Annotated in this window: 4 protein-coding genes, 2 tRNA genes and 3 rRNA genes; all 9 read left to right on the top strand. The window is 45.2% G+C overall.

Features of this window, described 5'->3' with window-relative positions; translation table 11 throughout:
- Window positions 1-221 precede the first annotated feature (221 nt).
- The 9 genes from NIASO_RS09450 to NIASO_RS09410 all read left to right on the top strand — a co-directional run bounded on the left by NIASO_RS09450 (window position 222) and on the right by NIASO_RS09410 (window position 14,067).
- Window positions 222-1,749: ribosomal RNA gene (locus NIASO_RS09450) — 16S ribosomal RNA — on the top strand.
- Between the two features lie 192 nt (window positions 1,750-1,941).
- Window positions 1,942-2,019 (top strand) — tRNA-Ile (locus tag NIASO_RS09445).
- 78 nt (window positions 2,020-2,097) lie between these two features.
- Window positions 2,098-2,171, top strand: a tRNA-Ala gene (locus NIASO_RS09440).
- Window positions 2,172-2,513: 342 nt separating this feature from the next.
- A 23S ribosomal RNA gene (locus tag NIASO_RS09435) occupies window positions 2,514-5,320 on the top strand.
- Window positions 5,321-5,424: 104 nt separating this feature from the next.
- Window positions 5,425-5,536 (top strand): 5S ribosomal RNA (gene rrf, locus NIASO_RS09430).
- The 16S, 23S and 5S rRNA genes sit together here with 2 tRNA genes alongside, the layout of an rRNA operon.
- 625 nt (window positions 5,537-6,161) lie before the next feature.
- Window positions 6,162-9,383: a SusC/RagA family TonB-linked outer membrane protein gene (locus tag NIASO_RS09425; protein WP_245605249.1), complete on the top strand. Its 3,222-nt coding sequence runs from the start codon at window positions 6,162-6,164 to the stop codon at window positions 9,381-9,383.
- A gap of 10 nt (window positions 9,384-9,393) precedes the next feature.
- Window positions 9,394-11,160 carry a RagB/SusD family nutrient uptake outer membrane protein gene (locus tag NIASO_RS09420; RefSeq protein ID WP_008584053.1) on the top strand — a complete coding sequence of 589 codons (1,767 nt, stop codon included), beginning with the start codon at window positions 9,394-9,396 and terminating at the stop codon, window positions 11,158-11,160.
- A 52-nt stretch (window positions 11,161-11,212) separates the two neighbouring features.
- Window positions 11,213-12,208 (top strand): nucleoside hydrolase, encoded by a 996-nt coding sequence (locus NIASO_RS09415; protein ID WP_008584055.1) that lies wholly within the window; start codon window positions 11,213-11,215, stop codon window positions 12,206-12,208.
- Between the two features lie 599 nt (window positions 12,209-12,807).
- Window positions 12,808-14,067 carry an MFS transporter gene (locus tag NIASO_RS09410; protein WP_008584057.1) on the top strand — a complete coding sequence of 420 codons (1,260 nt, stop codon included), beginning with the start codon at window positions 12,808-12,810 and terminating at the stop codon, window positions 14,065-14,067.
- The last annotated feature ends 4 nt before the right edge of the window (window positions 14,068-14,071 follow it).

Genomic DNA, 14,071 nt, shown 5'->3' with positions numbered 1-14,071 from the left:
TGAATAATTTTCAAATTTTCATATTTGCACATTATCACATTGGTCAAAGTTCTTTGAAAGTATGGAAGCAATAGCACAATCTACATCTCCGCAGTGATGCGGAGAGAACAGAAAGGTAAGTCAAGCGAAAATTAAAATTCGATTTGACACGTTAATTTAAGAACGATCGACGCGAGTCGAGCGTTACTTTGAAGTTAAACGGTCAGTATCAAAACTCATTTACAACGGAGAGTTTGATCCTGGCTCAGGATGAACGCTAGCGGCAGGCTTAATACATGCAAGTCGAGGGGCAGCGCGGGTAGCAATACCTGGCGGCGACCGGCAAACGGGTGAGGAACACGTACACAACCTTCCTTTAAGTGGAGGATAGCCCAGGGAAACTTGGATTAATACTTCGTAACATGTTGTTGAGGCATCTCAATAATATTATAGTGGCAACACGCTTAGAGACGGGTGTGCGTATGATTAGATAGTTGGTGTGGTAACGGCGCACCAAGTCAACGATCATTAACTGGTGTGAGAGCACGACCAGTCACACGGGCACTGAGACACGGGCCCGACTCCTACGGGAGGCAGCAGTAAGGAATATTGGTCAATGGAGGGAACTCTGAACCAGCCATGCCGCGTGGAGGATGAAGGTCCTCTGGATTGTAAACTTCTTTTATCTGGGGCGAAAAAGGGGCTTTCTAGCTCAACTGACGGTACCAGATGAATAAGCACCGGCTAACTCCGTGCCAGCAGCCGCGGTAATACGGAGGGTGCAAGCGTTATCCGGATTCACTGGGTTTAAAGGGAGCGTAGGTGGGTTGGTAAGTCAGTGGTGAAATCTCCGGGCTTAACTCGGAAACTGCCATTGATACTATCAGTCTTGAATATTGTGGAGGTTAGCGGAATATGTCATGTAGCGGTGAAATGCATAGATATGACATAGAACACCAATTGCGAAGGCAGCTGGCTACACATATATTGACACTGAGGCTCGAAAGCGTGGGGATCAAACAGGATTAGATACCCTGGTAGTCCACGCCCTAAACTATGGATACTCGACATTTGTGATACACAATAAGTGTCTGAGCGAAAGCATTAAGTATCCCACCTGGGAAGTACGATCGCAAGATTGAAACTCAAAGGAATTGGCGGGGGTCCGCACAAGCGGTGGAGCATGTGGTTTAATTCGATGATACGCGAGGAACCTTACCTGGGCTAGAATGCGAGTGCCGTACCGTGAAAGCGGTATTTCTAGCAATAGACACAAAGCAAGGTGCTGCATGGCTGTCGTCAGCTCGTGCCGTGAGGTGTTGGGTTAAGTCCCGCAACGAGCGCAACCCCCATCACTAGTTGCCATCAGGTAACGCTGGGAACTCTAGTGAAACTGCCGTCGTAAGACGCGAGGAAGGAGGGGATGATGTCAAGTCATCATGGCCTTTATGCCCAGGGCTACACACGTGCTACAATGGGAAGGACAAAGGGTTGCCACCTGGTGACAGGGAGCTAATCCCAAAAACCTTCTCTCAGTTCGGATCGCAGTCTGCAACTCGACTGCGTGAAGCTGGAATCGCTAGTAATCGTATATCAGCAATGATACGGTGAATACGTTCCCGGACCTTGCACACACCGCCCGTCAAGCCATGAAAGCCGGGTGTACCTGAAGTCGGTAACCGTAAGGAGCTGCCTAGGGTAAAACTGGTAATTGGGGCTAAGTCGTAACAAGGTAGCCGTATCGGAAGGTGCGGCTGGAATACCTCCTTTTTAGAGCAACACTTACCTGTTGCTATTGCTTCCTGATCTTTCAAACTTATTTATCGATGGACTATGGTCAATGGACCATGGACTACAAAAAAAGTTCTTTACATAAGACCTGATGGCCAATTTGAGAACGGCATCTAAAGCCAACGGCAATTAGCACATTAGCTAATTATCACATTGGCCCATTAGTTAGATAGATCCGTAGCTCAGCCTGGTTAGAGCACTACACTGATAATGTAGGGGTCACCAGTTCAAATCTGGTCGGGTCTACCAAAAATGCTGAAGGCTAAAAGCTGAACGCCAAACGCCAGAAAGCGTTAAGCATTAAGCGTTGAGCTTTCTGCCCAGAATGGGGGGTTAGCTCAGTTGGCTAGAGCATCTGCCTTGCACGCAGAGGGTCATCGGTTCGACTCCGATATCCTCCACAAGAAATTTTGAAAGCTAAATGTAAAATTTAGGATTTAAAATTAGTTCTTTAAATAATAGATGTCCGTTTCGGTAGTATCGAAAGCGTACAGGTTCGTAATCTGAACATCTACATTTTCAATTTATTATTTTATATTTTAAATTGAATAGAGTTCTTTGACATATTGGAAAACAAAAACTGTTAGGAGAGTACCTAACAAATTCGATCGCAAATTTGATCATCACACTATAATTTATTATGGTTGGTCTGAAGAAATGTGGTCGGGTAACAATCTACAATTAAACTAAAAATCAAGTCCAGCAGAGATGCTGGCCTCATATTAATTAAGTTTAACAACTTTTTTAAAGCAATTAAGGGCGTATGGTGGATGCCTAGGGTCTGAGAGGCGATGAAGGACGTGGTAAGCTGCGATAAGCTCGGGGGAACTGCACACAAGTATTATATCCCGAGATTTCCGAATGGGACAACCTGCTATACTGAAGGTATAGCACTCAGCAATGAGAGCCAACCCGGAGAACTGAAACATCTAAGTACCCGGAGGAAAAGAAAATAAACGAATGATTCCCTAAGTAGTGGCGAGCGAACAGGGAAGAGCCTAAACCAGCTTCGCGTGCGGAGCTGGGGTTGTAGGACTACTTTTAGAAATCGTTATCAAGCAGAATCTTTTGGAAAATTGAGCCAAAGCGGGTGATAGCCCCGTAAGCGGAAATTAACGAGGACGTGTAGTATCCTGAGTAGGGCGGGACCGGAGGAATCCTGCTTGAATCTGCCAGCACCATCTGGTAAGGCTAAATACTCCTCAGACACCGATAGTGAACCAGTACCGTAAGGGAAAGGTGAAAAGCACCCTGAATAAGGGAGTGAAATAGTACCTGAAACCGTACGCCTACAAGCGGTCGGAGTCCGCCTTTGGCGGATGACGGCGTGCCTTTTGCATAATGAGCCTACGAGTTACTCCTCACTGGCGAGGTTAAGTTTTGATAAAACGGAGCCGTAGCGAAAGCGAGTCCAAATAGGGCGCTTAGTCAGTGGGGGTAGACGCGAAACTTTGTGATCTATCCATGGTCAGGTTGAAGGTGTGGTAACACACACTGGAGGACCGAACCCGTTGACGTTGAAAAGTCTTGGGATGAACTGTGGATAGGGGTGAAAGGCCAATCAAACTGAGAGATAGCTCGTTCTCCCCGAAATGTTTTTAGGAACAGCCTCGGATTTTAGAAGTGTACTAGAGGTAGAGCTACTGATTGGGCTAGGGGGCTTCACCGCCTACCAAACCCTGACAAACTCCGAATGCTAGTACATATCTCCGGGAGTGAGGCTGTGGGCGCTAAGGTCCATGGCCGAGAGGGAAATAACCCAGAATAGCAGCTAAGGTCCCCAATACATGGTTAAGTTAGACAAACGATGTGAAATTTCTATAACAGCCAGGATGTTTGCTTGGAAGCAGCAATTCATTTAAAGAGTGCGTAACAGCTCACTGGTCGAGAGATTCTGCGCGGAAAATAATCGGGTATTAAACCATGAACCGAAGCTCTATGATTGTCCGCCTCGGCGGATACATCGGTAGGGGAGCATTGAAACGGCGACGAAGGTGTGTGGCGACGCATGCTGGAGCGGTTTCAAAAGAAAATGTAGGCATAAGTAACGATAAATAAGGTGAAAAACCTTATCGCCGAAAGTCTAAGGGTTCCTGATCAACGTTAATCGGATCAGGGTTAGCCCGGTCCTTAGTCAAACCCGAAAGGGGTAGACGATGGAAAGCAGGTTAATATTCCTGCGCCTGCTATGCATTAAAAGTGACGGAGCATGTTAGCTGCCTAGTCTGACGGATTAGACGAGTGGAACCTTCGGGTGAAACGCAGCAGTGAGAGTGCTTCCAAGAAAAGCGAGCATAGCAGCCGGTACCGCAAACCGACACAGGTAGACGGGATGAGTATTCTAAGGCGCTCGGGTGAGCCGTGGAGAAGGAACTAGGCAAATTGATGCTGTAACTTCGGGATAAAGCATACCACAGCGATGTGGTCTCAGTAAAATGGTTCAACCAACTGTTTAACAAAAACATAGGGCCCTGCAAAATCGAAAGATGACGTATAGAGCCTGATACCTGCCCGGTGCTGGAAGGTTAAGGAAGGGTGTTCGACGCAAGTCAAAGCTCCTGACTGAAGCCCCAGTAAACGGCGGCCGTAACTATAACGGTCCTAAGGTAGCGAAATTCCTTGTCGGGTAAGTTCCGACCTGCACGAATGGTCTAATGAGTTGAACGCTGTCTCCTCCACGAGCCCGGTGAAATTGTAGTATCGGTGAAGATGCCGGTTACCCGCCACGGGACGGAAAGACCCCGTGAACCTTCACTACAACTTTGCATTGATTTTGAATTACGGATGTGTAGCATAGTTGGGACGCTATGAAGCAGTGGCGCTAGCCATTGTGGAGCGGTCGTTGAAATACCAACCTTCTTTGATTTAGAATCTAATGACGCGAGTCACACAGTGCATGGTGGGTAGTTTGACTGGGGTGGTCGCCTCCTAAAGAGTAACGGAGGCTTGCAAAGGTTCCCTCAGTACGGTTGGTAATCGTACGCAGAGCGCATTAGTATAAGGGAGCTTGACTGTGAGACAAACAGGTCGAGCAGGGACGAAAGTCGGCTAAAGTGATCCGGCGGTTCTGTATGGAAGGGCCGTCGCTCAAAGGATAAAAGGTACTCCGGGGATAACAGGCTGATCTCCCCCAAGAGCTCATATCGACGGGGAGGTTTGGCACCTCGATGTCGGTTCGTCACATCCTGGGGCTGGAGAAGGTCCCAAGGGTTCGGCTGTTCGCCGATTAAAGTGGCACGTGAACTGGGTTCAGAACGTCGCAAGACAGTTCGGTCCCTATCTGTGGTGGGCGTTAGTAAATTGAGAGGACATGACCTTAGTACGAGAGGACCGGGTCGTACGTACCGCTGGTGTATCAGTTGTGCCGCCAGGTGCAATGCTGAGTAGCTAAGTACGGACAGGATAAACGCTGAAAGCATCTAAGCGTGAAACCTGCCTCAAGATGAGTTTACTTTTAAGGGCCGTCAGAGACTATGACGTTGATAGGCTACAGGTGTAAAGGTGGTAACATCAAAGCCGAGTAGTACTAATTGCCCGTACGCTTTAATTTTTTTAAATTGTGTTATGTATAAACTCCTGACAGTTTTTCCAATATGTTATATTATTACCTCACCTAACCTCTCCTAAAGGAGAGGGATAAAGCGAGAAAGATTTTATGGTGGTTTTTCCAAGGGTGTTCACCTCTTCCCATACCGAACAGAGAAGTTAAGCCCCTTATGGCCGATGGTACTGCACCACAATGCGGGAGAGTAGGTAGCTGCCATTCTTATTGAACCCTTCAGTTTTTTACTGGAGGGTTTTTTTATGCCCATAGGTGAACACGTTGCGCGCCCGCTACAGATGGCGTATTTCCCCGTTTAACTACCGATGTTAAAGTTTCATAATTATTTTAGTTTAAGTTTGTTTATGATTTAATATATTGATACATAGTTTATTGTTAACATAATAGACCTCGATTAACCATTTATAATTATTGAATTCAATTAATTGTTGCTTTAAATAATGTTTTAAAACTTTAATTTCATCTTTAGATTAGTTTTAAAAACGATTGAATAAAATATGTCTGCCATAAAAATTGCGGTTGCAGGAAAATTCAAAGATGAATAGGATTATAACAGCGGAACAGGTACCAGCTCCGGAAGAAACAGCATAATAATGGCAGGAAATAGGGGTTACCACAGGATGTAGACCAATTACGGGTGGGTAAAAACAACATAATTTGTTAACGCTGTATTTATTTGGTCTCATGGCGCGAATAGTATTTTTGCGACCGCTAAAATGAAATCATAATTATAACAGCACAGCGTATTTTCTGCAGATCTCAATGAATAGTTCATTTTTTAATAACCAAAAAAAATAAGATGCTCAGGGAAATAAGTTTTAAAAACCGTATGAAGCCCTTTTATCTTTTATGTGCCTTATTGTGCATGGCACTAGGTGTTTTTTCCCAGGATAAGGGCAAATCCATTGATGGCATTATCAAAGACAAAACGGGCGCGGCCGTGCCTAATGCCACGGTTAAATTAAAAAGCAATGACGGCGCTTTTTCAAGACAGGTGCTGGCGGATGAACAGGGCCATTATGCTTTTTATGGACTAAAGCGTGGAGCGTATGAGCTACAACTATCTTCCGTTGGTTATGAGGCGCTTTCTGTGAAGAATGTGCAATATGACGGTACGCATTTATTGCAACTGTCGCATGCCTTGCAGCCGCTTGCCAACCAGTTGAGCGATGTTGTGGTTGTGGGGTATGGGACACAAAAGAAGATCAATCTTACCGGGGCAGTGGATCAGTTGAGCGGCGCCGCATTGGAGGGACGTGTACAGCCTTCCATTTCGCAGATGCTTCAGGGGGCTATACCTAATCTGAATGTAAATATCCTGGATGCAAAACCCAACCGGTCTGTTGAGTATAATATCCGGGGTACCACTTCAATCGGGCAGGGAGGAAGCGCGCTTATCTTAATTGATGGAGTGGAGGGTGATCCTGCTACATTAAATCCCAATGATGTGGAGTCTGTTACCGTATTGAAAGATGCAGCTTCAGCGGCTGTGTACGGCTCTAAAGGAACGTTTGGCGTGGTGCTCATTACAACCAAAAGCGCTAAAAAAGGGAAAGTAGCGGTTACCTATTCAGGAAGCGCTTCTATTCAAAAACAAGACACCCGGCCCAACTTTGTTACGGATGGCTATGTATATGCTTCTCATTTTTATGAAGCCTATAACGCCTGGAACAACTATTCATCAGTTCCCGCAAAATTGAACAAGACCCAGATTTTTACATTAGACTGGCTGGAGGAGTTTAAAAAAAGAAAGGAGCAGGGAATCACCGATGAGGTTACGGTAGATGCGAATGGTACTTATGTTTATTATGGCAATGAAGATTACTATGGCGCGCTGCTTAAAAAATCTACTTTCACGCAACAGCATAATCTTTCTGTAAGTGGCAGGTCAGATAAGTTCGATTACTATTTGTCGGGCCGTTATTTCGGCAGTGATGGTATCTATAATTACAGTCCTGATCTGTACAAAAATTACAGCATGCGTGCAAAACAGGGGCTACAGGTAACGGATTGGTTGAAGATCTCCAACAACATGGATTATTCTTATTACTCCTACCGCGATCCCATTACTGCTGGAGAGGGCGGTGTTATCTGGAGGAATATTGCTGATGAGGGCCACCCCACATCGCCTATTTTTAATCCGGACGGCACCTTTAGCTATTCTGCTGCTTATACAGTCGGGGATTTTATTTATGGGAAAAATGTGCGGAACAATGCACAGTCAAATATTCGTAACACTACCAGTTTTGAAACGAAGTTCTTTAATAATAGTTTCCATGTTAAAGGCGATTTTACCTATCGCTCCCAAAAATATGAGCTTACCCGCGTAAGAGTGCCGGTGCCTTATAGTGTAAAACAAGGTCAGGTTTTGTTTTTAGAAACATCGTCGAATGATAATATTTATACTGCCGATCAGCGCTGGAATTATCTGACCGCTAACCTGTATGCCGATTATGAAAAACGTTTTGCAAAGCATTACATAAAAGGACTGTTGGGTTACAACTATGATCAAAGGGTGTACGATTCGAAATACATTACTAAGAACGGCTTATTATCTCCCGAAACGCAAAATATTAATCTTGCGCTGGGAAATTCAGTTACTGCTACCGGCGGGTATAACAAGTACCGCACTTCGGGGCTCTTCTACCGGTTTAATTATATTTTTGATGAACGCTATCTGTTTGAGGTGAATGGCCGCTATGATGGATCCTCTAAATTTCCCACTAATGAACAGTGGGGCTTCTTTCCATCGGTATCTGCCGGCTGGCGTGTTTCAAGGGAGCATTTTTGGAATATAAGCCCTTCAGCTATTTCCGATTTGAAGCTGAGAGCATCTTATGGCGCACTGGGAAATGGAAATATAGATCCTTATTCCTATTTGGAAAATTTTTCCATCTCTACTTCCGGCCGGATTTTGAATGGAGCTAAGAATCCCCAAACCAGCGCCCCAGGAGTCATTCCGGATAATTTAACCTGGGAAACGGCACAAACCGCCAACTACGGACTGGACATTGCATTTCTTAAGAACCGGCTTACTTTTACGGGAGATTATTACATCCGGAAAACACTAAATATGTATACCGTTGGTCAAACCTTACCGGATGTATTTGGCGCAAGTTCTCCCAAAGGGAACTATGCGGATCTGACCACAAAGGGTTTTGAAATTTCGCTTGGATACGCTGATTTTTTCCCGGTGGCAGATAAGCCTTTCAACTATAGCCTTAAGGCTACATTGGCCGATAATCATTCGCGTATTGACCGGTATAACAATGCAACCGGCAGCTTAAGCGATTATTATGTGGGACAGCAGTTGGGCGAAATATGGGGCTATGTAACACAAGGGCTTTTTCAAAACCAGGACGAAATAGATAAAGCGCCTAAACAACCGCTTATTAAATCGTCCAGCTCCGGAAAAATTTATCCCGGCGATATCCGGTTTGCCGATTTGGATAATAGCGGCGTGATTGATTATGGAAACAATACTCTGTCCAGCCATGGCGATAAAAAAATCATCGGGAATAAAACGCCCCGCTACCTGTATAGCTTTACAGTGAACCTTGATTGGAACAATATCTACTTTTCTGCATTTATCCAGGGGGTAGGCAAACAGAATTGGTATCCCAGTAATGAATCCATTTTTTGGGGACAGTACAACCGGCCTTATAATAATCTGCCCGCCTGGCATTTGAATAATTACTGGACCACAGACAATCCTAATGGCTATTTCCCCCGGTATGCCGGTTACAATGAGTCGTTAAAATTGAATGCCCAAACCCGGTATCTGCAGGATGTTTCTTATACCCGGTTAAAAAATATTCAGATAGGATATAGCTTGCCCGGGGCAATGGTAAAACGGATGGGGCTTCAGGCCGTTCGGGTGGGTCTTTCTGGCGAAAACCTGTTCACCTGGTCGCCGTTGTACAAGAAAACAAAAGATATTGATGTAACGAATATTGGAAATTCTGATCCGGATGTAAGCAGTGGTTATGGAGATGGATTCAACTACCCCACTATGAAAAGTTACAGCTTCAATGTTTTGATTACACTATAAAAAAGAAAAGATGAAAAAGTTATTCTATATATTTTCATTATTTACAATCATTTTATCTTCCTGCGAGATGAAAGAACTGCCGGAAGCAACTGCATCTGTAAAAGACGTTTTTGGGAGCGAGAACGGTATGAAAACCTACACCTACTCCTTCTATAACATGCTTCCGTCAGGAACGAATGCCTATGAAATGGACGCCATGGCTGATTATGGAGGCGTAAATAATCTGAATGCCTTTATCCGGGACGGGGCTTATGGCGCGGAGAATAGCACCGGCTGGGATTGGTCAAACCTCCGGAACGTCAATTATTTTATTGAGAACTCGAAGAATGCCAAGGTAACGGATGCGGTAAAGAAGAATTATATTGGTATTGCCCGTTTTTTCAGGGCTTATTTTTACCTCGATAAGTTAATCCGTTTTGGAGAAGTGCCCTGGATTGATCGTCCGCTCCAGGTAACAGACGATGAGCTGCTATATGGGAAGCGAGACTCGCGCACTACGATCATCGATCACATCATTGAAGATCTTGATTCAGCATATCTAAATATGAGCGTTGCTACTTCTGATGGATCATTGATCACAAAGTGGACGGCATTGGGATTGAAAACAAGGGCTGCATTGTTTGAGGCTTCCTTTCGCAAATATCATCCGGAATTGTCGCTTGCGAATACTGCTGATAAATATTATCAGTATGTAGTGGATGCAGCAACGGAGCTGATGAAAAAAGGGCCATATACTATCTATACCGGAAGCGGCCCGCAGGCCTCCCAACGGCAGCTTTTTATTTCCGATAAACCCGTCACATCGGAAGTAATGCTGGCGGTAGTGCTCAGCAAAGATCTGGCTGTTTTGGGAGATGCAAACTGGTGGTGGACTTCGGCTACTTATGGCCCGCGGTATAGCCTGGTACGCCCTTTTATTAATACCATATTAAACAGAGACGGAACCCCTTACACCAGCCGGGCCAATTATAAAACAGAAACCTTTTACCAGGAATGCCAGAACCGGGACTTTCGTTTAAACCAGCTTATTCGCACACCCGGCTACACCAGGAATGGCGCCGCTGCGCCACCCAATTTTGCAAGCTATTCCTATACCGGTTATCAGCCCATAAAATATACACTGGATGACAGTTATTATGATAATGGCGGGTACAATACCAATAACCTTCCATTGATGCGGTATGCTGAAGTGCTGTTAAATTTTGCGGAGGCAAAAGCAGAGCTGGGAACGTTTACAGATGATGACTGGAGCAAATCTATAGGCGTGTTAAGAAAGCGTGCCGGTATTACCGGTGGTTTGGATCAAAAGCCTACTGTTGCGGACACCTACCTGCAAAAAACTTTTTTCCCTGATATCAGTGACCCGGTACTATTGGAAATTCGCAGAGAACGTCAGGTAGAACTGGCGCTGGAGGGATTTCGTTTTAACGACCTGCTGCGCTGGAAGAGAGGAGATTTGATGGCTACGTTGGAATGGAGTGGTATCTACGTGCCGGCATTAAACACATTGATGGATTTAGATCAGGATGGTACGCCCGATGTTGTTTTTTATGACGGAGCCCAGAGCGGGCCAACGATTACCGTTCCAAAAGGCTGTGCTAAAGTACCTATAGGGGGGAAGGCCACCAATTATCAAACGCTTACAGCGGATAATCATCTGGAATGGTTTAAATCTCAGACCAGGACATGGTACGCTGACGGAAGGCAATACTTGTACCCTATTCCTAATTCCGCTATCGTTAAAAATAAAAACCTTACTCAAAATCCTGGTTGGTAAAATAGGAAGAATTTTGAATAAGAAAGGCGGGTGGCTGTTAAACTAAAATGAAATGAAAACGCGATTTTTTGCCCTGGTATTGTTGCTTTTTTGCATCACCGGAAATGGTTGGGCGCAAAAAAAGACCGCACCGGTGCGGCTGATCTTTGATACAGATATGGGACCCGATTATGATGACGTGGGCGCCATTGCTTTATTGCACAGTTATGCAGATAGTGGTTATGTGAACATACTGGCTACCATAGCGTCTACAAAATATGAAGGTGTGGCGGGCGTGCTGAATGTATTGAATACGTATTTTGGAAGACCGGGGATCCCGTTGGGAGTGCCAAAAGGTTGGGCCTATCCGGGAAAAGACGCGCAGCACTGGACGGATTCCCTGCTGGCCAACTATCCGCACAAGATTAAAAAGAACAGTGAAGCGGCTGATGCGGTGCAGGTATACCGGCAGCTATTGGCCAAGCAGCCGGATAAAAGTGTAACATTGGTAACCGTAGGGTTCTTTACGAATATCAATAACCTGTATCAATCCGGGCCAGACCGGTATTCCCCGCTTACGGGGGCGGAATTAATTAACCGCAAAGTAAAACAGATGGTGAGCATGGCCGGCAGGTACCCGCACGGAAAAGAGTTTAATGTATACAAAGACTCCACCGCGGCCTACGCCTTATTGCCGAAATTAAAAATCCCGCTCATATTTACCGGGTGGGAAATTGGCGCTAAAATAAAAACGGGCATCCGTTTAATCAACAACCCTGCAATCAAAAACAGCCCTGTTAAAGATGTATTCCGTATTGCTATTCCGCAAGCACCAGAAGATAAAGAAGGCCGGATGAGCTGGGACCAAACTGCTGTATTGATCGCCGTTAAAGGGATTCATCCCTATTTTGATGCCAAAAGGGGAACGATCACCGTTGAACGGAATGGCGCTAATGGATGGATAGAAGATCCGGCGGGGAATGCGGTGTATGTTACACAGCGTATGCCCTGGAAAGAGCTGGCAGTGGTTATCGAAAATGGAATGATGCATCAGCCGCGCCAAAAATAACGATGACGCTACATTCGGCGGTAAAACTTCAGGTGGCATTAGTGCCGGCGCCCTTTTTCTGCAGCATGTATTCCCGCAGCAATTTCCTTATGGATTCCAATGTACCATACAGGATAAGGACTGCGTTTTTTTAATCCGGTATTTATTGAACTGGACACTGTTTGCCACTACGATAAAGGGGTTGCAAGATCTCCTTCTGCAACATTTTAAGACCCGCTCTGCCCGCTGAACCCGGGACATGGATTGGCTTCTTCCAGACCGCCGATATCTACTTTGCTTTTTAAGCTTGCTTAGTATCCCTCACCTGTGTGGGAGAATGGCGTGGCGTATTTAAAAATGATCAGCAATTTCTCTTTTTAATTTTCAATGTTTAAATAAGTTTAATTACATTATATTTGGTTTAGTTTTGGTTGATTTTAAGCCTTGAACGGATCGTAAAAGATGTTTTGATCAATTTTTTTCAAATGTTTGCTTTAATGTATAGGGCTGATAACCCATTTGCCAAATAAAAATCGAAAGGGGAAAACTCGGATCATTATGAAAAAACTACTGCCTTACAACATAAAAGTATGCTGTAGCGCTAATAATAATTGTATCGGATGAAAAGATCCCTTAGCCCTGAAAGAAGACGCTGGTTTATTATCGCCATTATTTTTCTGGCCATAGTGTTTAACTATGTAGACCGGCAGATCGTTTCCATACTCAAACCGGTGCTGAAATCGGAATTTAGTCTGAATGACAGCGGCTATGCAATGCTCCTGAATATTTTTACTATTTGTTATGCAATAATGTACCCTGTTACAGGTTGGCTGGTTGACCGGTTTGGCGCCTGTATGGTAATGTTTTATGGAATTATTACCTGGGCATTGGCCTGCATTGGTGGCGGTTTGTCCAGGACAATTGGCCAGTTCGGTTTTTTTCGCGGATTACTGGGAACGGCAGAGCCTACTAATTTTCCCGCGCAGTTAAAGGTCATTGCGATGTGGTTCCCTGGTAAATTGCGTGCTACGGCCAATAGCCTTTGTGTAGCAGGAAGTTCCATAGGAGCCATTATTGCACCACCCGTCATTGCATGGCTGTCTCTCACGTATAGCTGGAAGATTGCTTTTATTACAATGGGAACCATCGGGGTATTTATTGCCATATCCTGGAAACTGATCTATAGAGATCCTCCGGCACATATCCTGCAGGAGGCCACTGCTTCTTCTGCGGGGGCAACGACAACAGCAGAATCCTTTCAATGGAAGCAGTTATGGAGTACCCGTAGCTTGTGGGGCATTTTATTAATACGTTTTGTCAGCGATCCCGTATGGTATTTCTGTCTTTTCTGGCTGCCGGGTTATTTGCAGGAATCCTCAGGGCTTACATTGGCACAGGTAGGTATGGTTGGCTGGATACCGTTTTTGTTTGCAGACCTGGGTGCTATTGGCACTTCTGCATGGTCAGATAAAATGGTAAGAAAAGGTTGCGCTCCCTTAAGGGCAAGAAAACGGATGCTTACCCGCGTGGCTTTTCTGAGTCCGTTGTGCGCGCTGACGCCTTACCTGAACGGGGCATGGTCTACATTAATTGTATTCAGTATTGTGGCAATTGCGTGCCTGAGCTGGTTGTTTACGATCAGTGTAGTGGTGGCAGAAGCTTTTCCGGTAAAAAATGTGGCAAGCGTGTTGGGCATTGCAGGAGGGTTTGGTGCGCTGGGCGCAGTGCTGTTTAATTATTTTGTTGGGCAGTTCATCGGCACATTGGGTGCCGGAAAAATATTCATTGCCATGGCCTTTCTGCATCCGTTGGCGGTATTGATCCTGTGGACGATGGTGCGGCCTGAAAAACCGCCAGGCCGGGCAGCAAACAATAAATAAAAAA

This window comes from Niabella soli DSM 19437, from assembly GCF_000243115.2.
GTDB classification, from domain to species: Bacteria; Bacteroidota; Bacteroidia; order Chitinophagales; family Chitinophagaceae; genus Niabella; species Niabella soli.
This window is presented reverse-complemented; position numbering and strand designations above follow the sequence as displayed.